Here is a 21,838-nt window from a genome sequence, read left to right as displayed (position 1 = left end):
GAAAAAGATGAGGTATGAGATGACACCTTTAATTAAATGTGAACATGTTGATTTTGGATACGATAACCAGGACGCGGTGGTGGATGTGGACATGGAGGTCAATCCCGGCGATTACCTGTGTATCGTTGGGGAAAATGGTTCAGGCAAGAGTACGCTCATGAAGGGCCTTCTTGGCCTTTTAAAGCCCACGGCAGGGAGGCTGACGGTATCCGATGAGCTGAAGGGTTCGGGAATCGGATACCTGCCCCAGCAGACGGCTGCCCAGAAGGATTTTCCGGCCACGGTGCTGGAGGTAGTGTTAAGCGGATGCCTCAGCAGGCGGGGGTGGAACCCCTTTTATTCCAGGGTTGAAAAGGAGATTGCAGGAACGAACATGGAGAAGCTGGGCATCACCCCCCTTAAGGATTTATGCTACCGTGAACTGTCAGGTGGACAGCAGCAGAGGGTGCTGATTGCCAGGGCCTTGTGTGCCACCACACAGCTGCTGATCCTGGATGAACCCATTACAGGCCTGGATCCGATGGCAATCCAGGAATTCTATGCCATGCTCCGGCGCCTGAACCGGGAAGACGGGGTGGCCATCCTGATGGTTTCCCATGATTTGAGGAATGCGGTGGAGGAGGCCAACAAAATCCTTCATTTACAGAAGCGGGTCATGTTCTACGGACCTGCCCATGACTATATGAACAGCAAGGCGGCAGGCCATTTCTTCCATGAGAAGGAACAGGGCCGGTGCAAGCCCACGGCAGGCTGCCATGTGCCAAAGCTCCACGTACATCCGGCTGAGAAGAAGGAGGAGAGACAATGAATATCATCGGCGAAATGTTATCATACCCCTTCCTTGTAAGGGCGCTTGTGGGCGGGATGCTGGTATCCCTGTGCGCCTCGCTCCTGGGGGTAAGCCTGGTGTTAAAACGGTATTCCATGATTGGGGACGGGCTTTCCCATGTATCCTTCGGAGCGTTATCCGTTGCCCTGGCCATGGGCTGGTCCCCGCTGAAGGTATCCATCCCGGTGGTGGTCCTGGCGGCATTTTTCCTGCTGAGGATTACGGAGAACAGCAGGATAAAAAGCGATGCGGCCATTGCGCTGATATCTGCCAGCGCACTGGCCATCGGCATCATAGTCACCTCCCTGACCACGGGGCTGACCACGGATGTGAGCAGTTATATGTTCGGCAGCATCCTGGCCATGAGCCGTGAGGATGTGGCGCTGTCTGCCGTGCTGTCGGTGGTGGTGCTTATCCTGTTCCTGGTGTGCTACAATAAGATATTCGCAGTTACATTTGACGAGAATTTTGCAAAGGCAACCGGGGTCAATGTGGGCTTCTATAATGTGGTGATTGCCGTGCTCACGGCAGTGACCATCGTGCTGGGCATGCGCATGATGGGCGCCATGCTGATTTCCAGCCTGATTATCTTCCCATGCCTTTCCTCCATGCGGGTATTTAAAAGCTTTGGCAGTGTTGTGGTGTCCGCGGGTATATTGTCCGTCCTGTGCTTCATAATAGGAATGACGGCCTCCTATCAGTTCTCAACACCGGCCGGGGCCAGTGTGGTGGTGGTAAACCTCCTGGTGTTCATCCTGTTCATGGCATGGCAGTCCTTAGGGCGGCTCCGGACATGAGGCAGGAGGATTGGACTGCACGATTCAGCCGGACATTTCCGGGAATTTAGCCGGACCGGTCATTTGCTGGTAGACATACCGTGAAACAAGTGATACAATGCAGTTCGTGGGAAGGATTTCCATAAAAATGCCCCTGGGATTTGGGATATCAATCTGTGCCATATCCCGCAAAAGGGTTAAGTGAGGGGAACATGAAAGAGAAGCTGTATGATTTTAAACAGAAGCATTTAAAAAAACATATATCACAGACACAATTCATTGCATATGGATTCTTCCTGATAATCATGACAGGAACCCTGCTGCTGATGCTGCCGGTATCCAGCAGGGACGGACAGGGCGAGCCGTTCCTCAACTGCCTGTTTACGGCTACCAGCGCCACCTGCGTGACCGGGCTGGTGGTGGCGGACACCTGGACCCAGTGGAGCCTGTTTGGACAGGCGCTTTTGCTGATCATGATCCAGCTGGGCGGGCTGGGCTTCATCAGTATCGGTATATTCCTCTCCATTGTGCTGAGGCGCAAAATCGGGTTAAAGGAACGGGGACTTATGGAAGAGAGCGTCAACACGCTGCAGATTGGCGGCATGGTGAAGCTGGCAAAACGGATCATCATAGGAACTGCGATTTTTGAGGGGGCTGGCGCCATCATATTGTCCCTCCGTTTCATTCCGCAGTACGGACTGTTCCGCGGCACCTGGTATGGCATATTCCATTCCATATCCGCGTTCTGTAATGCAGGATTTGATCTGATGGGACATACGGAGCAGTACAGCTCCCTGTGCTCCTATGCAGGGGACTGGGTGGTGATTGGGACCATTTCCACCCTGATAATCATCGGCGGTATCGGATTCATTGTGTGGGACGACCTGTACAGGAAACGGTGGGATGTCCGCCATTACCTTCTCCACACCAAGATAGTGCTGGTCACCACGGCAGTGCTGCTGGCAGGTGGGACCGTCCTGTTTTATCTGATGGAGCGGGACAACATCCTGGTGGGGATGAACGGTTCGCAGAAGTTCCTGGCCTGCTTTTTCAGCGCGGTGACGCCAAGGACAGCCGGATTCAACAATGTGGACACGGCGGCCCTGACGGACGGGAGCAAGTTCCTGTCGGCCATGCTGATGTTCATTGGCGGCAGCCCCGGCTCCACGGCAGGAGGCATCAAGACCACCACGCTGGCCGTGCTGCTTCTGTATGTCCATTCCAATATCCGCCAGACCTATGGCGTGGAGATATTCGGCAGGAGGCTTCAGGATGAATCCATCCGCCAGTCAGCCTGTATCCTGACCATCAACCTGAGCCTGATGCTCACGGCAACCATCCTGATCATGGTGTTCCAGAACCTGCCTATGTCAGATGTGTTTTTTGAGACGTGTTCGGCCATCGGCACATCCGGCATGAGTACGGGCGTGACCAGAAGCCTGAATCCGCTTTCGAGGATTGTAATCATTATCCTGATGTACTGCGGACGTATCGGCAGCCTGTCCTTTGCGCTTGCATTCACCAGGTCCAGCCGCAAGCCTCATGTGCAGCTGCCGGCTGAGAGGATTACCATTGGATAAAAGGGTCTAAGAAAAAAGAGAGGGGTATCTTATACATGAAATCAATTCTTGTAATCGGAATCGGAAGGTTTGGACAGCACCTGTGTGAGAATCTGGCAAAGCATGACAATCAGATCATGGCAGTGGATATATCGGAAGAAAAGCTGGAGCCTATCCTTCCCTATGTGGTCAGCGCCAAGATTGGCGACTGCACCAATGAGGCTGTATTAAAAAGCCTTGGGGTGGGGAATTTTGATATCTGCTTCATCTGCATTGGCAATAACTTCCAGAACAGCCTGGAGGTTACCAGCATGATTAAGGAGATGGGGGCCAAGTACGTTGTCAGCAAGGCCAACCGCAACATCCATGCGCGTCTTCTGTTAAAGAACGGGGCGGACCAGGTGGTCTATCCGGACCGGGACGTGGCAGAGAAGGCAGCGGTGCGCTACAGCGGCAACAATGTGTTTGACTATACGGAGCTGGCTGACGGCATTTCCATTTTTGAGATCCGTCCCCTGGATTCCTGGGTAGGGAAATCCATCAAGGACCTGAATATCCGCCGGGTATACGGCATTTCCATCATTGCCCTTAAAAATAAGGGCGGGCATATGAAATTCATGCCGGGCGCGGATTATGTCGTAGAGAGCGATATCCACCTGATGGTAATCGGCAACCAGGAGGATGCGGAGAAGATTGTGAAGAAGCTGAGCTAAGCAGCGAGGAGATGGTAAAGGTTTTCCATTCCTGGCAAAAAGAAACAATATGAGCGGAATTAATATGAGCGGAAATGCCTGCGGCACACGCCGGACCGGGACGCCCCCTTAAGGTGGCGGGACCGGCGGGGTGGGCCGCAGGCATTATTTTTTGGAGGGAGGTGCTGTGATAAGCGTACTGTGATAAACATACTATGATAAGCGTTTTGTGAAAATTTCCATTTTAAGGGAGATACAATTGATAAATAATCTACAGTAAATGAAATAGGAGGGGCAAAACCTTATTGCTGGTATAAGGTTTTTTTGGTATAATTATTCCATATTCAGAGCAGATACAGGCGCGTGATTATATAAAATACATAATATTCGGGAGGGGTGTGCTGTGAAAAAACTGTCAATTGGACAGATGGCAAGGCTGAACGGTGTGTCGGAGCAGGCGCTGCGTCTTTATGATAAAGAGGGATTGTTCTCACCCTTGCACCGGGATGCGGAGAATGGATACCGTTATTATGATATACGCCAAAGCGCGCAGCTGGATATGATCCAGCGCATGAAGGCCCTGGGGATGTCGCTTAAGGATATCAAGAAACAGCTAAAGCACTTTGACCCGGACATGCTCAAGGATATCCTGTACCGCAACCTGGATGAGATTGATGACAGGTCCAGGGAACTGATGTACCAGAGAAAGGCTATTGAGCGCACCCTGGAAAGCTATGAATGGTATGAAAATGCCCCTCCGGACGGCGCCATTGTGCTGGAGTACATCCCGGGGCGCCTGACTTATATGACGGATTCAGGTGTGAATTTCTATGATTACGGGATTGACGTGTATGAGCAGATCCTGCGTGATTTGAAGAAGAACCTGATTGCCAACCAGCTGTCCCCCATATATTTCTATAATGCGGGAACCGTCATGAAGAAGGAGTCCCTGATAAAAGGGGAGTTCTGTTCCACACAGATATTCGTGCTGGTGGACAAGGGGTTTGTGAAGGAAAGCCTGATTACCCCCATACCGGCCAGTACCTACCTGTGTATTTACTGTAACAGTTTTGATAAGGAGAAGGAATACATCGGCCGCCTTCTGAAGGAAATCCAGGAAAAACACTACAGGATTACCGGCGATTATATCTGTGAGGTGGTGGCGGAGGTGCCCATGGACATGCAGGAAAGGGGCATGTTCCTCCGTCTCCAGATACCTGTCTCCCTGCGGGGAAATGCATAAAAAAAGCCCTTGACTCCATACCTTGTATAAGCCTTATACTTATATCAGGAACTATCAATGTACAAAGCAACGATACAGGAAAGGGGTTAAGAATCATGATGAATTGCGAAAAAATCCGTGTGGTACAGTATGGCTGTGGAAAGATGGGCAAATATATCCTGCGCTATCTGTATGAAAAAGGTGCTGAGATTGTAGGTGCAATTGATGTAAATCCTGCCGTGGTCGGAATGGACGTGGGAGAGTTCGCAGGCCTGGGATTTAAGATTGGCGTGACAATCCGCGATGACGCAGATGCTGTTTTAGATGAATGTGACGCAGATATTGCAGTGGTGACCCTGTTCAGCTTCATGGAGGACGTGTATCCCCATTTTGAGAAGTGCGTGTCCAGGGGGATTAATGTGGTAACCACCTGCGAGGAGGCAATCTATCCGTGGACCACGGCAAGCGCCATCACCAATAAGCTGGATAAGCTGGCTAAGGATAATAACTGCACCATCGTGGGCGCAGGCATGCAGGATATTTACTGGGTAAACATGATTGGCTGTGTGGCGGGAGGCGTACACCGCATTGACCGGATTGAGGGGGCCACCAGCTACAATGTGGAGGACTACGGACTGGCCCTGGCAGAGGCCCATGGGGTCGGGCTTACGCCGGAGGAATTTGAGGCAAAGATTGCCCATCCTGAGACACTGGAGCCATGCTATGTGTGGAACTCCAATGAGGCCCTGTGCAATAAGATGGGCTGGACCATCAAGTCCCAGACACAGAAGTGTGTTCCATATTTCTATGATTCGGACCTGTATTCCGAGACCATGGGATATACGATTCCCAAGGGCAACTGCATCGGCATGAGCGCGGTGGTGACCACCGAGACTTTTCAGGGACCGGTGATTGAAACCCAGTGTATCGGTAAGGTTTATGGACCGGATGACGGCGATTTATGCGACTGGAAGATCATAGGTGAACCGGATACCACCTTCTTTGTCAGGAAACCGGCTACCGTGGAGCATACATGTGCGACCATCGTTAACCGTATCCCGACCATCCTCAATGCACCGGCCGGATATATCACGGTGGAGAAGCTGGATGACGTGGAATACCTTTCCTATCCAATGCATATGTATCTGGATTTCTGATGGGGACGGGGAGAAAACTGTAAGGTTGTGATATTAGTTTGATTTGTAGGTGAATCACTGTGCAATGAGGCAGGGCAGATGAAGCTTTGGATAAGCTTTGTCTGCCCTGTCCGTGTGTGAAGGAATGGTTTGGGGAGGGGGATTATGATTTATACATATCAGCTTAAAGTTCGCAAAAATTGATGATTAGAAAGTTGGTATGGAATAGGTTCATAACATGTTAAAGAGGTAATGTAAAAGGATGGTTACAAAAAATGAAATGCAGATATAGAACATATAATCGAGACTGTAAAAGTAAAAAATATTTGCACAAAAGGAAGGAAAGATATAGTATGTAAAAGATTTTTTGTTTTCAGGTTATGCATTTTGTTATCATTTTCGTTTGCATCAATAGTGATGGATATTAACATGTTTACAGAAAATCAAGAAGCAGTTTTTGATAATGCTTAAAGAGCTATTTATTTAATTTTGATAGTTTTTTGAGGTAGAATCCATTTTTAGGAATATGCCTATAGCTAACCCTTGATAGTTTAATCAGCTATTGAGCATTTCTTAACAGGATTCAGTCCATTAGGGATAATAATATGGCTTTTATAATGTGGAAATAGTATAATATAGAATTATGATATAATTGTCTATGATGTAGTGAAGAAGCATAATGAATAATTATATTCATGCTTATTTGAGATGAAATTGGAATATATGTATGGAAAGAATACTTGTTAGGGGGGAGATAGATGAGTGATATTGATTTTGTACAGATTTTTAATAGTATTTTCCCTGAAGAATTAACTGAGGATGAATTTTGGGTTCGAGTATTAAATATAATAGAGGATGACTCATTCGACTTTGAGTTTAAATTAAGTCTGTGCGAAAGGTATTATTTGGAATATATATATGGAACTTATAAATATGCCGACAATATTATTCATGTAGAAAATTACTTTTTGAAAAAGTTTTTTATTCTTACTGAAAAATTATCTTTGGACAGTGATGCGCTAAAAGCTATAAAAGCGTTTTTCGGAGGAGATATAGATGCTTGTTTAGAGTATATAAGAGAGGATATCATTAATGGTTGGGTTAAGCAGGATATGTTATTTACTGAGGAAGATTTAATATATTCATTTATAATCCCATATAAAAATGCAACAGAAGTATTTTGGTTGGAATTAAGAGAAATACTTAAAAAGGTAAAAACAGAACCTAGTGTTTTGGCGTTATGTACTGCAGTGAATGAATGCTATTATTCGGATAATAACGAAACTATTATTGATGTTCTTATTAATGTTTTGCATATTAATCCCCAAAGCATGATTGCAAAAGAACTATTAGGATATACATATTATTCTATGGGAATGTGGAATAATGCGCTTGCCTATTTTGAACAGTTAAATGAGACGAACCTATTCTATGATTATGATTTATATTTTTTTATGGCATGGTCATATGGAAAAATCAAGGATAACGTGAATGAGATTTTATTTTATAGGAAGTGTTTGGGTAAAAATGATATGTATCCTAATGCATTGAATAATCTAGGTTACGCTTATTATCTTAATAAACAATTTAATAAGGCATTGTTTATATTCAAAAAATGTGTTGATGAGGAACGTGATTTCTCATATTCAATAAGAAATTATGTTAAAACATTGCTTTCATTAGGCAGATATAAAGATGCAAAGCAGTTTATTAAAAAGAGTAAGCATAAATTTCCTAAATATATAATAGATAAAGTCAATGCAGTCCCCAATCTAAATACTAAGTTAAAAAGAGAAAGTTTTAAAAAAGATATTTTGTATTATACAGAATCAGAATCTGATTTGATAACTATAAATGGGGAGCAGGAATCAGATGAAAATTTGTCAGTAAATGAAAATAAGACTGATGAATCTATTGCTAAAACAAAAATTTCAATAGGTAAGAAAAAATGCCAATTTTCCAATGAAAAGTTATTGGAAGATGAACTTGCCATACGGCTTGATTCGTGGAATGATATATTCGGAATACCATTGAAAATTTACAGAAGGAAAGGAGAATATGGTCGACAGTTTATCATCCCAATAGGAAGATTGGATTTGTTGGCAGAAGATAAGGATGAGAACTTATATATAATTGAACTAAAGAAGGATAGTGGTTATGATGATGCTTATAGTCAAATAGTTTCATATATAGAGTGGTTTATCCAAAATAAAATAAAAAAGAATAAAAAAGTATATGGAATTATTTGTTTAAACAATCCTTCAATTGAACTGAAAAATAGAATTAGGGAAGATAAAAGAGTCCGTCTATTTGAATATAGTATATCTTATAGTGAAGTCTTTTAAGGGTTAATTAAAAGAGGATATTATATTATACAGTGTGAAAATAGGTCTTTTGAGTATGGTCTTGACTAAAAGAAATGAGATAGCTATTTTTTAGGTGATGCTTCTTTTGGGAATAATGTTAATAAAGATTTACTTTAGCGCTATGTAAGAAAGCAATAATTGTTGTATCAAAGAATTCTTTTTGGAGGTATATCATGCTTCGGCTGCCAGACTGCGATTTTTGTTTGAACCGATTAGAAGATAATGAGGAGAATAGAGTGTATTGTAAGGCCTTTCCTCTAGGCGTTCCAAGTGGATGGCTTTATGGAAAAAAAGAAATGGGCCAATATTGTAATAATGGATATAGCTATCTAATTGAGCAAACATGTAATGTAGGAGAGCATGAAAATTCATTATTACGTAGGATGTTTGATTTTATAAAGTGATTATATAATATAATCATGTCATCTACATGAAGAATCGTTTTATCCATGTTTTAAAATGATTAACCAGTGCTGCCGGTAAAAGATAAAGGCGTCTATATCTTGACTTTATGTGGCTGATGTGCCAAAATAGTCAATTGACAGGTTATAATAATGCCCTGTTGCGGCAAGGCGGCGCAGGGAGTCGGATATTCAGAAAGAAGGAAAGAGTAAAATGACGAAAATTGATATTATTTCCGGTTTTCTTGGTGCGGGGAAGACAACGTTCATCAAAAAGCTTTTGGAAGAGGCGATTGCCGGAGAACAGGTCGTACTGATTGAAAACGAATTTGGCGAGATTGGAATTGACGGAGGCTTCTTAAAGGATGCCGGAATAGAAATCCGTGAGATGAACTCAGGCTGTATCTGCTGTTCATTGGTAGGCGATTTTGGCGCATCCCTGGCAGAAGTCATCACAAAGTATAAACCGGAGCGCATCATCATTGAACCCTCAGGCGTTGGCAAGCTGTCAGACGTGGTGAAGGCAGTGGTGGACGTATCCGCAGACATGGAAGTGGAACTGAACAGCGCCGTGACTATTGTGGATGCTGCAAAGTGCAAGATGTATATGAAGAATTTCGGCGAGTTTTTTAACAACCAGATTGAAAATGCAGGCACCATTGTGCTCAGCCGTACCGATATAACAGATGCTGTAAAGGTGCAGAAGGATGTGGACATGCTTCGTGAGAAGAACCGCGACGCAGCCATCATAACAACACCCCTGGCGGAGCTGTCCGGGGCGCAGCTGCTTGAAATCATTGAGAAGCATGATACCATGCTGGATGACCTTCTGGCAGAGGTGAGGGAAAGCCGTCAGCATCATGAGGAAGAATGCCATGAGCACCATCATGAAGGGGAAGGGTGCCATGAGCATCATCACCATGAAGGGGAAGAGTGCCATGAACATCACCATCATGGGGAAGAGTGCCATGGGCATCATCACCATGACGGGGAAGAGTGTCATGAGCATCACCATGATGGAGAGGAAGGCCATGAACATCACCATCATGACGGGGAAGAATGCCATGACCACCATCACCACGACCATGGATGCTGCGGCCATGACCACGGACACCATCATGCGGATGAGGTATTCACAAGCTGGGGCATGGAGACAATTGTTCCGGTAACCCATGACCAGCTGGAGGATATACTGAAACGTCTGGCTTACACGGAGGAATTTGGACAGGTACTGAGGGCGAAGGGGATGCTGCCCACGGAGAATCCAGGGGAGTGGCTGTACTTTGACTTAGTGCCCGAGCAGTATGAAATCCGCGGGGGAAGGCCTGATTATACCGGAAAGGTGTGCGTAATCGGTGCAAGCCTTGAAGAAGAAGCGTTAAACAGCGTTTTCGGAAGAAGCTGAGGATAATATTATGGCATATGAAATTGAAGACGATATCATGCCGTTGTTTTTAATCAACGGTTTCCTTGAGGCGGGTAAGACCCAGTTCCTGGACTTTACCATGCAGCAGGATTATTTTAAGGCAGACGGCAAGACCCTTCTTATTGTGTGTGAGGAAGGGGATACGGAATATGATGAGAAAAAGCTTAAAAAGAACAGGACAGCTGTGGTATATGTGGATTCATTTGAGAAGCTGACACCCCAGTATCTGAATGAGCTGGAAGTGGTATACCGTCCGGAACGTGTCCTTATGGAATGGAACGGCATGTGGAACCAGGATGAACTTAAGCTGCCTGATGACTGGACCATATACCAGCAGATTACCATCATTGACGGCTCCACCTTTGACCTTTACGTGCAGAATATGAAGCCCCTTTTAGGCGCCATGCTGCGCGGGTCTGAGCTTGTCATCATGAACCGGTGCGACGGCATCCCGGATGAGAAGCTGACAGCCTACCGCCGTACCATCCGGGCCATGAGCCGGGACAGCGAGATCGTGCTGGAAGATAAGGACGGTGAGATTGAGCAGGCCACCCTGGAGGAGGACCTTCCCTATGACCTGAGCGCGGATGTGATTGAAATCAAACCAGAAGATTACGGCATCTGGTATATTGACTGTATGGACCAGCCGGAACGGTACAAGGACAAAGTGGTGGAATTTACCGCCATGGTGTTAAAGTCCCCCAAATTCCCCAAGGGACAGTTCGTGCCCGGCCGTATGGCCATGACCTGCTGTGAAGCAGATATGACCTTCCTTGGCTTTATGTGCAAATGGGAAGGCGCAGAAGAGTATAAGACCAAGCAGTGGGTTAAGGTACGGGCCAAAGTGGGGATTGAATACCAGAAGGATTACCACGGTGAAGGTCCTGTGCTGTATGCAGAGAACGTGGAGCGGGCGGAAGAGATAAAGGATGTAGTACAATTTTAACCAGTATCGGTTGGGATAGGATGAAGGGGCATGGAATCCATGCCCCTTTGGCGTGCCGTCTTGCATACCTGTCATCAGACTGTTTTGTGGTGTGAGGACTCTGAACGCCGGATTAAGGCATCCCGGTCCAGGATAAGATAGCCATATCCGTGTTTCTCCAGTATCCCTTCCGCGCAGAGCTGGTTTAACAGCCGGAACATATGGCGGTAACTCATTCCCACGGAACAGGAGACATCGGACAGGATATCACTGAACATGCGGTTGTGGGATGTCTGCAGGATGTAGGAGCAGAGCCGTTCCTCGCCGGAGTACAGGGAGGAGGACACAAAATTGGCTGAGCTTCGCAGCAGCTTTAAGGCCAGTTCATTTCCCACCCTGTTCAAGAATACGGTATTGGATTTAAGGGCCGCACTGTGTATACTGAGGGAGATAGTGATACATTCAAAATCCGTGATTGCCACAATGGTGGTGGTTGCGCTCCTCAGGCCGGTCATAAGTTCCAGGTCGCCAATGATGCCCTCCGATACATAGTAGCAGAGGACCAGGTTCCTGCCGTTGGGGGCAGTAGAGCATATTTTGGCTTTGCCGCACATGATGACGCCAAGCCAGGTAAGGGGCATCCCCTCCCGGAGAAGGGTTTCCCCGGCCTTATAAGACACAAGCCTGCAGGAGTCAGGGTACATATCCTGAAGGCCGTATTCCGATAGTTTTTCCCTGTGTTTATCTGACATGGGCAGTTCTTTCATCTCAATATCACCTCTGCCTCCATTATAACAGGTAATGCCACAAAACAGTAGGACAAATGTCCTATGCCCTGTTGGGGGAATGCGGTTATAATCAGTGCATGAATCTTAAGGGAGGTGGAAGGATGTATGGACTGCTGGCTCTTTTGACCGGTTTGGTACTATCCGTCATGGTTTCGGTTAATGGAATCCTGTCAGGATCATACGGCGTATTCCGGGCATCCGTCATCATCCATGTGGTGGGTATCCTCTTTGCATACCTGCTGTGTGCTGTGAGGAAGGAAAACAGGAAACTGACAGGACACGCTCCTGCCTGGATTTATCTGGGCGGTGCCATAGGCGCATTTACCACTGTGTTTAACAATCTGGCCTTTGGCCATATAAGCATGACCAGCATAGTGGCGTTGGGGCTTTTAGGGCAGGCCCTCATGTCCCTGGTGATTGACTGCCTTGGGCTGTTTGGGATGAAGCGGTGTCCGTTTTGCAGATATAACCTGGTGGGGCTGGCATTTTCCCTGACAGGGATTTTTGTCATGCTGGATGCCACGGTTGGCAAAGCCGCATATGCGGTCCTGCTGTCCCTGGCCGCAGGGGTCACGGTAGTCCTGTCAAGGACTGTCAATGCACGGCTGTCCGGGAAAGTGGGCGCGCTTTCAGGGTCACTGGTTAATCATATGGCAGGACTTCCCGTTACAGTGGTCATCTGTGTGCTGGCCGGGGAAACCATGAAGCCTGTATCCGGCAGCGGGCTGGCCGCCCACCCCTTTATTTATACGGGCGGCATGATGGGCGTCATTGTGGTTATGCTGTGTAACCTTACGGTTCCCAGGCTTCCGGCCTTCCGGCTTACCATGCTTACATTCGTGGGGCAGATATTTACCGGAGTCCTCCTGGATGTGGCGGCAGGAAAGGGCAGGGTGGATGCATCATTTGCAGGAGGGCTGATGATTGCGGCGGGAATTGCTGTCAACATGGGATTGGAGAGAATAGACATTGCCGGGAAAAAACTTAACTGAATATTGCGGCGCAAAAGCAGGCATAAGCTGGGATGATCAGCGTATGCCTGCTTTTGTGTATAGGATGGAGAACATCTCATGAACACATTTATTCCTTTTTACTGAAATTTATGTAATGCGGTACTGGGATAAGAAATTTTGTTTGTGATGCGTTCCCCTGCCCGTTGTAACTCCGCAACCATCCGGTTCATGTTTGACCGGAGCATTTCAGTGGAACCTACCAGACTGATGGTTGCCCGGAGCGTTCCCCTCAAATCAAAAATCGGTACTGCAATACTTCCGACGCCCACACTTAATTCGCTTAACTCAACCGCATACCCCTGGCGGATGATTTCCTTGATGCAATTCCAAAGTTCTTCTTTATTGGTTATGGTGTATGGGGTTAAAGATTGTAAGTCACTATTCTCAATCAGTTTCTTCTGTTCTTTTGAGGACATATGTGCAATTAAAAGTTTCCCTGAGGCAGATGCATGCAAGGGGAGGTTAGTGGCAGAATTGGGGACATAGGCATAGGGGCTTTGGGGAGGGACCACTGTCTCTAATGTATAGATGTCGCTGTAGAAACTGATCTGCAGGCAGGTGGTCGCCCTGAACTTTTTGGATATGTTCAGCATTTCTGCATAGGATGCATCGCGGATGCTTTTAAGCTGAAACTCATAAAGCTGTGTGGATTTTGTATAGAACTGATATCCCAATGAGTAGGTCCCGCGCTCCACGTCCTTTGCCAGGTACCCATTCAGCACCAGGGTCTGGGCCAGCCCTCTCGCTGTGTTGATGTTCAGGCCCAGCAGCTCCGTTATTTCTTTTAGCGTAATCCTGGAATTCGAATTGGCAACACAATTGATGATATCAAGTGCCCTCTGCACTGATTGGATTTTTTTAATATCTCCTTCCATCTTTAAAACCCCCTTCGTTTGATATGCACAAATTATCCTTATCTGTTTTGAGTATAATGTGAGAAAAAACATTTAATGACGATATTGTCGTCTATATCGTTGCATTATCGTCTGTATATGCTATTATAATTAATAATCGTTGATATTTCAATACAAAACGATGGAAAATACGAAATTGGAAGGGAGGATATTTTTCGGAGAATAAATTGAGAAAGCAATGTAAGCAGTGAAACACATGTTTGAATGACGTATTAAGCTGAATTTCGTATGAAAGGGACGGGTATTACAATGAAGAGAAGAATGTATGCAAGAATATTAGCGGGTATGATGGCACTTTCACTGTTAACCGGGTGCCAGAACACGGCAGGAACAAAAGCGGACAGCACGGCAGTCGGTTCCTCGGCGCCGTCAGCGGCAGACACCCCGGCAGCAGGGGATAAAACAGAAGAAAAAGGACTTAAGGTTGCGCTTCTGATTAACGGTGTTTTAGGCGACCAGTCTTATTATGATTCTGCCGCCGCCGGGATGGAGGCAATTAAGGAAAGTTACGGGTGTGAGACAAAGATAGTTGAGATGGGAAGCGATGCAACAAAATACGAACCTACCATTACCGAATACTCTGAGTCCGGGGACTGGGATATCATTATACTCTGTACCAACACTTTAAAGGAAATCCTCCAGGAAATCGCACAGGATTACCCGGACCAGAAATACATATTATTTGGGGCAAGGGCTGACTATGAGAACTTCAATATGTCCAACGTGTACACGGTTGATTACCTTGCCAATGAAGGCGCCTATCTGGCCGGAGTGGTGGCAGCCGGACTTACAACCTCTAAGGCAGAGGGCATGAATGAAGAAAAGGTAATCGGCTTTGTTGGCGGACAGGATGTGACGGTAATCAATGATTTCCTGATTGGATTCATAGAAGGGGCAAAGTCCGTGGACAGCGACATCAAGGTCATAACCTCCTATGTGGGAGATTATGTCAACACCGGTAAAGGAAAGGAACTGGCCCTGACACAGATACAGCAGGGAGCTGATGTCATCTTCCAGTGCGCAGGCGGAGCGGGGACCGGTGTGTTTGAAGCTGCTTCCGAAAAAGGAGTCCTTGCAATCGGCTGTGATGCGGACCAATATGAAGTATTAAAATCAATGGATGATCCGCTGGCAGATGTGATTGCGACCTCTGTCATGAAACGTGTGGGAGTCTCCATTGAGCGCGCGGTTGGGATGGCCATTGACGGAACTCTTCCCTATGGTTCCTTTGAACTGGTTGGTGTTAAGGAAAATGTAACCGGGATAGCGGTTAATGATAATTATAAAACCATCGTGCCGGACGAAATTGTGGCAAGCGAGGAGCAGGCTGAAAAGGCTATTGTGGATGGGACCATAAAGGTATCAACCGCATTGGGAATGACCACAGAGGAAGTAAGCGAAATCCGTAATTCCGTAAAGCCGTGATTACCCTAAGACATGAACCATTTTTCAGGAGAAGGTAGAAACGTGGATAATACGAATATTTTGGAAATGAGAAATATCACAAAGGTTTACCCTACCGGACTTGTGGCCAACAATCATGTGGATTTCTCCCTCAGGAAGGGGGAAATCCATGCGCTGGCAGGGGAAAATGGCGCAGGTAAGACAACCCTGATGAAAGTACTGTTTGGTTTGGAAAAACCGGATGAAGGGGAAATCATCCTAAGCGGCGCATCTGTGTCCATCCATAATCCCATTGACGCCATCCACAAGGGTATTGGTATGGTGCACCAGCATTTTATGCTGATACCGTCCCTGACCGTGGCGGAGAATATCGTGCTGGGGGATGAGCCGGGGAAATATGGTGTGCTGGATAACCGCATGGCCAGCGAGATGGCAAGGACCATCGGACAGAAATATAACATGAATGTGGATCCGGAAGATGTGGTGGCTGATTTACCGGTGGGTATCCGCCAGAAAGTGGAGATTTTAAAAGCACTGCATAAAGGAGCAGACATATTAATCCTGGATGAACCCACAGCCGTGCTCACCCCGCAGGAGACAAAGGAATTATTTGCAGAGCTGAAGGGGCTCAGGGACAAGGGACATACGATTGTATTCATATCCCACAAGCTGAATGAGGTCAAGGAACTGTGCGACCGTATTACCATATTAAGGGATGGGAAGGACGTAGGGGTCTATGATGTAAAGGATGTTTCGGAACAGAAGATTTCCAGCCTGATGGTGGGCAGGAATCTGGAGGTGAACACACAGAAAGACCCGGTTGAACCAGGCCGGATTGTCCTTGATGTCAGGAATCTGAATAAGGAAAATGAATCTGGCAGACAGGTTTTACACGACATTAATTTTCAGATCAGGGCGGGTGAGATTGTTGGGATTGCAGCCGTGGAGGGCAATGGACAGAAGGAACTGTCTGAGATAACCGCAGGACTGGAAGGCTTTTCGGAAGGTGATATCACTGTCTCAGGAACCTCGATTAAAAATAAGACAATAAAGGAAATCCGCGGCATGGGGGTCTCCCATGTGCCGGAAGACAGGGTGGCTGTGGGCCTGGTGGGGGATGCCAGTGTCAGCGACAACCTTATCACTTATGTTTATGATAAAAAAGAGTATTCATCCCATGGCCTTTTAGACAGGAAGAAGATTGCAGGCTATGCCAGGGATTTACGGGAAAAATTCCTTGTAAAATCCAAGGACGGGACAGAGGCGGTCCGTATGCTCAGCGGAGGGAACATGCAGAAGGTGGTGGTGGCCAGGGAATTTTCCACCAATCCCCAGCTTATCATACTGAACCAGCCCACCAGGGGCATCGACGTGGGCGCTACCGAGTTTGTGCGGCAGAAGGTTTTAGAACTCAGAAGCAGGGGAAGCGCCGTGCTGCTGGTATCTGCAGATTTGAATGAACTGTTCGAACTCAGTGACCGTCTGATGGTTATGTTTGACGGCAGGATCACGGCAGATATAAAAGACGTGGGCCAGGTCACGGAAAATGAACTGGGCGAGTATATGCTTGGCCTTAAGAAACAGGAGGGAATGTAATGGAGATTAAAAAGATTGAAAAAACATTTGACGGTCTGCGTCTGCTGGTTGCCATTGCCATCTCTATCCTTTTCATGTTGATTGTGATTACGGCTGTAAGCGGCAGTCCCATGGCTTCGCTGGGAACCTTTCTGTTCGGACCGTTTCAGAGCGTATCCAGGATCGGAAATATAATTGAACTGGCCATTCCCCTTACATTTACAGGACTGGCAATCTGTATCATGTTTGAGGCAAACCAGATTAACTGTGCGGTAGAGGGAAGCTTCTTCATGGGCGCAGTGATTGCGACCGCTGTTTCCGTGTTCCTGCCGCTGCCTTTTGGAATCCACCAGCTTGTCATATTCCTGGCCAGCGGGGTAATCGGCGGCCTCATATGCCTGGTTCCGGCAATCCTGAAGGTGAAATTCCAGGCAAATGAACTGGTATCCTCCCTGATGTTAAACTACATCGTATTATATTCAGGCCTGTTTATCGTGAACCGGTTCCTGGTTGATTCACAGGCAGGATATTTTGCATCCTATTCCATCAGCAGATCCTCCAAGCTGCCTCCCATTGTGCCGCATACAAGAATCCATTTCGGGATTGTGATTGCAGTCCTTTGCGTCATATTCATCTATCTTGTCATGTACCGGACCAGACTGGGGTATGCAATACGGATGGCCGGAAAGAATGAGAATTTTGCCAGGTACACGGGAATCAGCGTGCTGACTGTAATCTTTGCATCCCAGGCCATCGGCGGATTTATCGGGGGCATGGCGGGAAGCATTGAAATCCTTGGCATGTACCGGAGGTTCCAGTACACGGCATCACCGCAGTATGGCTTTGACGGCATCATCATTGCCACCCTGGCAGATTACAAGCCGCAGATGATTCCGGTGGCGGCCCTGTTCCTGGCCTACATAAGGATTGGGTCAGACATCCTGTCCAGGACCACGGATGTACCAGTGGAGATTGTCAGCGTGGTACAGGCAATTGCTGTCTTATTCGTGGCATCCAAATTGTTCCTGAATAAGTATAAACAGTGGGCCATTGTTAGAGCAGCAAAGACAAAGGAGGCATAGGTATGGAAGCAGTAATCCGTGGAGTTTTTTCAGCTGCATTTTTATATTCCGCACTGCGTGTGACAACGCCCATCCTGTTTGCGGCCCTTGGAGGAGCAGTGGCAAAGAAGGCAGGGGTGACGAATATCGGTCTTGAGGGAACCATGCTTGCCAGCGCCCTTGCAGGGGTGGTGGGAAGCGCTTATACCCAGAGCCTGCTCATAGGCGCCTTGTGCGGCATTGCAACAGGGCTTTTGATTTCAGGGCTTCTGGCGTATTTTGCCATTAAGCTGAAGGCGGAGATTTTTCTTACTGGACTGATGATGAATATGATTGCCTCCGGGGCAACCGTGTTCATCATGTATATGCTCACAAAAGATAAGGGCACTACCACCAAGTTCAAAAGCCTGGTTTTCCCCCAGGTACCCCTGCCTCTGATTAAGGACATCCCCTTTGTGGGTGAAGTGGTATCCAACCATAACATCCTGACCTATCTGGCATTCCTGTCAGTTGCCCTGGTATGGTTTTTCATAAACAGGACCAAGCTGGGAATCCGGATACGGGCGGTGGGAGAGAATCCGAAGGCAGCGGAAAGCGTGGGTATCAATATCATCAAAACCCAGGTAACGGCGCTGCTGATATGCGGATTCCTGGCATCCCTTGGGGGGATGTATCTTTCCATGGGATATGTGTCCTGGTTTTCAAGGGATATGACGGCCGGACGGGGATTTACAGCAGTTGCGGCCCAATACCTGGGCAGGGCCAATGCAGGGGGGACGTTGATGGCTTCCCTGGTGTTCGGCACTGCGGACGCACTGGCCAATGTACTTCAAAGCCTGCGGGTCCCGGCTGAATTTGTCCAGATGATTCCCTATGCAGCCACCCTGCTGGGGCTGGTTTTCTACTCCGTAAATGCAAAAAGGATAAGGCGGCTTAAAAAGCTGGCAAAATAGCAGAAAGGATAATTAAAATGTTTGTTGTGATGGATTATGGGGATAAAATCTGCCCTGATTTTACGTCTGCCCATGTAAAGGCAGCGAATTACAGGCAGGAGGATTCCATATTCATGGGACCCTGGAAGCCGCTTATGGAGCGGCGGGGATTTCCTGAGGCAGATGGCAGGAATGCGCTGGATTTGTTGTATGACAAGATAAAAATGGCCGGGGAGAAAGTGTATTATGTCTGTCTGGGCCAGATGACCACATTGGGATGCCTGATGTTTACACATCCGGAGGTGAAGGCGGATATAAAAAGAATCCTGATATGTCCAGGAGAACAGAATAAGGACAGGAATTGCCCTGTATCAGAAGAACATATCCTGTCTGATCCTGTTGCTGCCAGGATTGTCATGGATGCAGATGTGACAAAAGTCATAATGGCTGAAGAAACACAGCAGGCCCAATATGAAACCATGAAGCGCTGTATATCCGGGCAGGAACCCGTGGATGTAAAGCCGTCTGTGTCTGCCACGGTCATCCTGGACCTGGGATGTACCTATGGGTCTTTATATATTGACAGGCTGGATATCTGTAAGAAGAAACCGAACGCAGTGTTGATTGGAGGATATTATGATGGAAAAAATCCCGGTAATCATTGATACGGATCCTGGCAGTGACGATATTTTTGCCATCTTCCTTGCAAACAGCAGCAGCCGGCTGGATATCAGGGGATTGTCCGTGGTTGCAGGTAATATGAAGGCGGAACTGACCTTTGAAAATGGACTTGCCATCAAGGAATTTGCAGGTATGAATACCAAGGTCGCTTTTGGGGCTGAGGGACCGATGTGCATTGAACAGAGGGTTGGGTCCTTCCTTCATGGCGACAGGGGACTTGGGAAATTTGATATCCCCAAACCCACAGGCAGCGCCTTAAAACAGCCTTCCTGGGACTTTATCCATGATGAGGCCGTCAGATGCAGGGGAAATCTTGTAATCATTGCTTTGGGACCACTTACGAACCTGGCTGCAGCTATCATAAAATATCCGGATATGGAATCCCTTATTAAAGAAATCGTGATGATGGGAGGGTCAGCAGACTATGGCAACCGTTCTGCGTATGCCGAGTTTAACATCTGGGCAGATCCCCACAGCGCCAGGATTGTATTTGATTCCGGTATCCCCGTGCGTATGCTGGGCCTGAATGTGACAAACCGCTCAGCCATCCCATTTAACAGGATGGGGGAGCTTTACAGGATAAAAAGCAGGATAAGCAGGGCGGTTGAAGATGTATTTTATTATTATGAGGAATATTTCAGGAAAATGAATATCCCTGGAATTGTAATCCATGATGCGGTAGCTGTGGCAGCTGTCATTGATCCGTCCATGTTCTGCTGGATGAAAGCCAGCGTCAAAGTGGAAACCCAGGGAACGCTGGAAGATGGCAGGACGCTTGTTTACCATGGGGATGAGGACCGTGTCCTGGTTGGAATGGATATTGACATGGACATGTATGTCAATCTTTGCATGGACATGATGGAATATTACCGGAAAGAGGAAGAAATCAGTGTGTAAGGTAAGCTCGGAAAGGATACAGAAGGATATTGAAACCCTGAGCCGGATTTCCTCCACACCCGCTGAACAGGGAATCACCAGAATCAGCTGGACCAGGGAATACGCAAAGGGAACCGATTATATCAAACAGCGTATGGAGGAAACAGGGCTGCAGGTATGGGAAGATGAGCTGGGCAATGTGTGCGGGCTTATGGAGGGGAGTACCGGAAAGGGGGTCATTGTAACCGGATCCCATCTGGACACGGTCATCTGCTCTGGCGCATATGACGGGATACAAGGGGTTGCCTGCGCCATAGAGGCAGCCAGATTCCTGATGGACAACCAGATAAAGCTAAGCCATTCATTGGAAATCATAGGTATGGTAGAGGAGGAAGGCACCCGCACCGGCAATGTGCTCACGGGAAGCTCCTACTTATGCAGGTCGCTGGAAGATGAGGAAATTCCGTATTATAAGGATAAGGATGGCGTAGCCCTGGATGAGATGCTGAGACAGTATAGGGAGGAAGAGAGGGTCAAGGTGGCCCGTCACAGGGCGCTTAAGGAACCTCCGGCTGCATTCATAGAAGTCCATGATGAGCAGGGGCCTGTCCTGGAACAAAAGGGGATTGAAATCGGTATTGTCAGGAAGATAAGGGGAATCATCAATTTTGAAGTAAGGCTGAAGGGAAAAGGCGGACATCCCGGTACGGTGCCCATGAGTTTAAGAAGGGACAGCAGCCTTTCCGCCTATGAGGTCTGTCTGAAGGCCAGCCGTTTTGTGGAGCAGGAATATAATGACGAGGCCACCATCACGATTGGGAAGATGAAACTGCTTCCCGGGTCCGGCAACAGCATTGTACAGGAAACCATATTCTCGGTGGACATACGCTTCAGCCGCCAGGACATCGGGGAAACGATTGAAAGGCAGGTCCACAGGTATCTGGATGAGGCTGCCGGCAAAAGGGGATTATCCGTGGAAATAAAATCATTTACAAGAAAGTCTCCTGCGCCGTTAGATGAAAAGATAATTGACGCAATCAGGAAGTCCTGTCTGGACATGGACGAGGATTACCTGCTTATGGACAGCGGAGCGGGCCATGATTCCATGAACTTTGCATCCATATGCCCAACGGCCATGATATTTTCCCCGTGTGCCGGGGGCGTCAGCCATAATGTGGAGGAATATGTATCTGAGCAAGCCCTGGAAAAGGTAACGGAGGCCTTGATACGTACGATAATAAGATTGGATAAGGAGATTTAAG

The 21,838-nt window shown here is 47.3% G+C and carries 19 protein-coding genes; 17 read left to right on the top strand and 2 right to left on the bottom strand.

Annotated features, from left to right (window positions below; translation table 11 throughout):
* The first annotated feature begins 19 nt into the window (after nt 1-19).
* From LK536_RS40365 to LK536_RS40325, 9 genes are all read left to right on the top strand, one after another.
* Entirely contained in the window at nt 20-808 is a 789-nt protein-coding gene (locus tag LK536_RS40365) for a metal ABC transporter ATP-binding protein (RefSeq protein ID WP_227795997.1), read from the top strand.
* Complete coding sequence (locus tag LK536_RS40360; protein ID WP_008716815.1) at nt 805-1,626, top strand: metal ABC transporter permease; 822 nt, start codon at nt 805-807, stop codon at nt 1,624-1,626. The genes LK536_RS40365 and LK536_RS40360 overlap by 4 nt, the downstream gene beginning before the upstream one ends.
* A 191-nt stretch (nt 1,627-1,817) precedes the next feature.
* Entirely contained in the window at nt 1,818-3,185 is a 1,368-nt protein-coding gene (locus LK536_RS40355; RefSeq protein WP_120058061.1) for a TrkH family potassium uptake protein, read from the top strand.
* 35 nt (nt 3,186-3,220) lie between these two features.
* Nucleotides 3,221-3,877, top strand: a complete 657-nt coding sequence (locus LK536_RS40350; protein ID WP_008716811.1) for a potassium channel family protein — start codon at nt 3,221-3,223, stop codon at nt 3,875-3,877.
* Nucleotides 3,878-4,259: 382 nt separating this feature from the next.
* Nucleotides 4,260-5,099 carry a MerR family transcriptional regulator gene (locus LK536_RS40345; RefSeq protein ID WP_008716809.1) on the top strand — a complete coding sequence of 280 codons (840 nt, stop codon included), beginning with the start codon at nt 4,260-4,262 and terminating at the stop codon, nt 5,097-5,099.
* A 98-nt stretch (nt 5,100-5,197) separates the two neighbouring features.
* Complete coding sequence (locus tag LK536_RS40340; protein WP_474912777.1) at nt 5,198-6,235, top strand: NAD(P)H-dependent amine dehydrogenase family protein; 1,038 nt, start codon at nt 5,198-5,200, stop codon at nt 6,233-6,235.
* 737 nt (nt 6,236-6,972) lie between these two features.
* Nucleotides 6,973-8,559 carry an endonuclease NucS domain-containing protein gene (locus LK536_RS40335; protein ID WP_227795998.1) on the top strand — a complete coding sequence of 529 codons (1,587 nt, stop codon included), beginning with the start codon at nt 6,973-6,975 and terminating at the stop codon, nt 8,557-8,559.
* Between the two features lie 636 nt (nt 8,560-9,195).
* Entirely contained in the window at nt 9,196-10,386 is a 1,191-nt protein-coding gene (locus LK536_RS40330; protein ID WP_506092125.1) for a GTP-binding protein, read from the top strand.
* 10 nt (nt 10,387-10,396) lie between these two features.
* Nucleotides 10,397-11,353: a TIGR03943 family putative permease subunit gene (locus LK536_RS40325; RefSeq protein WP_008716801.1), complete on the top strand. Its 957-nt coding sequence runs from the start codon at nt 10,397-10,399 to the stop codon at nt 11,351-11,353.
* 74 nt (nt 11,354-11,427) lie between these two features.
* Here the strand turns inward: LK536_RS40325 and LK536_RS40320 are convergent, their stop codons facing one another.
* Complete coding sequence (locus LK536_RS40320) at nt 11,428-12,099, bottom strand: cyclic nucleotide-binding domain-containing protein (protein WP_227796000.1); 672 nt, start codon at nt 12,097-12,099, stop codon at nt 11,428-11,430.
* 122 nt (nt 12,100-12,221) lie between these two features.
* On the opposite strand from LK536_RS40320, the gene LK536_RS40315 reads away from it, so the two are divergent.
* Complete coding sequence (locus tag LK536_RS40315; RefSeq protein WP_227796001.1) at nt 12,222-13,112, top strand: DMT family transporter; 891 nt, start codon at nt 12,222-12,224, stop codon at nt 13,110-13,112.
* Nucleotides 13,113-13,210: 98 nt separating this feature from the next.
* Here LK536_RS40315 and LK536_RS40310 read toward each other — a convergent pair whose 3' ends face one another.
* On the bottom strand, nt 13,211-14,008 hold the full coding sequence (locus tag LK536_RS40310; protein ID WP_227796002.1) for an IclR family transcriptional regulator: 798 nt from the start codon (nt 14,006-14,008) through the stop codon (nt 13,211-13,213).
* A 288-nt stretch (nt 14,009-14,296) separates the two neighbouring features.
* On the opposite strand from LK536_RS40310, the gene LK536_RS40305 reads away from it, so the two are divergent.
* The 7 genes from LK536_RS40305 (at nt 14,297) to LK536_RS40275 (ending at nt 21,837) form a co-directional block, all read left to right on the top strand.
* The gene (locus LK536_RS40305) at nt 14,297-15,472 is read left to right on the top strand and encodes a BMP family ABC transporter substrate-binding protein (protein WP_227796003.1); all 1,176 of its coding nucleotides are present in this window, start codon (nt 14,297-14,299) and stop codon (nt 15,470-15,472) included.
* Nucleotides 15,473-15,538: 66 nt separating this feature from the next.
* Entirely contained in the window at nt 15,539-17,047 is a 1,509-nt protein-coding gene (locus LK536_RS40300) for an ABC transporter ATP-binding protein (protein WP_227796039.1), read from the top strand.
* Nucleotides 17,047-18,108 (top strand): ABC transporter permease, encoded by a 1,062-nt coding sequence (locus LK536_RS40295; protein ID WP_008716790.1) that lies wholly within the window; start codon nt 17,047-17,049, stop codon nt 18,106-18,108. The genes LK536_RS40300 and LK536_RS40295 overlap by 1 nt, the downstream gene beginning before the upstream one ends.
* Nucleotides 18,109-18,110: 2 nt before the next feature.
* Complete coding sequence (locus tag LK536_RS40290) at nt 18,111-19,040, top strand: ABC transporter permease (protein ID WP_227796004.1); 930 nt, start codon at nt 18,111-18,113, stop codon at nt 19,038-19,040.
* Between the two features lie 17 nt (nt 19,041-19,057).
* Entirely contained in the window at nt 19,058-19,684 is a 627-nt protein-coding gene (locus LK536_RS40285) for a nucleoside hydrolase (RefSeq protein WP_008716787.1), read from the top strand.
* Nucleotides 19,656-20,597 carry a nucleoside hydrolase gene (locus tag LK536_RS40280; RefSeq protein WP_120058067.1) on the top strand — a complete coding sequence of 314 codons (942 nt, stop codon included), beginning with the start codon at nt 19,656-19,658 and terminating at the stop codon, nt 20,595-20,597. The genes LK536_RS40285 and LK536_RS40280 overlap by 29 nt, the downstream gene beginning before the upstream one ends.
* A complete protein-coding gene (locus LK536_RS40275) occupies nt 20,590-21,837 on the top strand; it encodes a Zn-dependent hydrolase (RefSeq protein ID WP_227796005.1) in 1,248 nt (415 codons plus the stop codon). Before LK536_RS40280 ends, LK536_RS40275 begins: the two co-directional genes overlap by 8 nt.
* The last annotated feature ends 1 nt before the right edge of the window (nt 21,838 follow it).

The sequence above is a fragment of the Clostridium pacaense genome, from assembly GCF_020709765.2.
GTDB classification, from domain to species: domain Bacteria; phylum Bacillota; class Clostridia; order Lachnospirales; family Lachnospiraceae; genus Enterocloster; species Enterocloster hominis.
Note: the sequence above shows the minus strand (reverse complement) of the source record. Positions and strands in the feature narration are given on the sequence as shown.

Coding starts and splice junctions, on each gene's coding strand:
- LK536_RS40365 (WP_227795997.1), top strand. CDS start 20: ATGACACCTTTAATTAAATGTGAACATGTTGATTTTGGATACGATAAC.
- LK536_RS40360 (WP_008716815.1), top strand. CDS start 805: ATGAATATCATCGGCGAAATGTTATCATACCCCTTCCTTGTAAGGGCG.
- LK536_RS40355 (WP_120058061.1), top strand. CDS start 1,818: ATGAAAGAGAAGCTGTATGATTTTAAACAGAAGCATTTAAAAAAACAT.
- LK536_RS40350 (WP_008716811.1), top strand. CDS start 3,221: ATGAAATCAATTCTTGTAATCGGAATCGGAAGGTTTGGACAGCACCTG.
- LK536_RS40340 (WP_474912777.1), top strand. CDS start 5,198: ATGAATTGCGAAAAAATCCGTGTGGTACAGTATGGCTGTGGAAAGATG.
- LK536_RS40335 (WP_227795998.1), top strand. CDS start 6,973: ATGAGTGATATTGATTTTGTACAGATTTTTAATAGTATTTTCCCTGAA.
- LK536_RS40330 (WP_506092125.1), top strand. CDS start 9,196: ATGACGAAAATTGATATTATTTCCGGTTTTCTTGGTGCGGGGAAGACA.
- LK536_RS40325 (WP_008716801.1), top strand. CDS start 10,397: ATGGCATATGAAATTGAAGACGATATCATGCCGTTGTTTTTAATCAAC.
- LK536_RS40320 (WP_227796000.1), bottom strand. CDS start 12,099: ATGAAAGAACTGCCCATGTCAGATAAACACAGGGAAAAACTATCGGAA.
- LK536_RS40315 (WP_227796001.1), top strand. CDS start 12,222: ATGTATGGACTGCTGGCTCTTTTGACCGGTTTGGTACTATCCGTCATG.
- LK536_RS40310 (WP_227796002.1), bottom strand. CDS start 14,008: ATGGAAGGAGATATTAAAAAAATCCAATCAGTGCAGAGGGCACTTGAT.
- LK536_RS40305 (WP_227796003.1), top strand. CDS start 14,297: ATGAAGAGAAGAATGTATGCAAGAATATTAGCGGGTATGATGGCACTT.
- LK536_RS40300 (WP_227796039.1), top strand. CDS start 15,539: ATGAGAAATATCACAAAGGTTTACCCTACCGGACTTGTGGCCAACAAT.
- LK536_RS40295 (WP_008716790.1), top strand. CDS start 17,047: ATGGAGATTAAAAAGATTGAAAAAACATTTGACGGTCTGCGTCTGCTG.
- LK536_RS40290 (WP_227796004.1), top strand. CDS start 18,111: ATGGAAGCAGTAATCCGTGGAGTTTTTTCAGCTGCATTTTTATATTCC.
- LK536_RS40285 (WP_008716787.1), top strand. CDS start 19,058: ATGTTTGTTGTGATGGATTATGGGGATAAAATCTGCCCTGATTTTACG.
- LK536_RS40280 (WP_120058067.1), top strand. CDS start 19,656: ATGATGGAAAAAATCCCGGTAATCATTGATACGGATCCTGGCAGTGAC.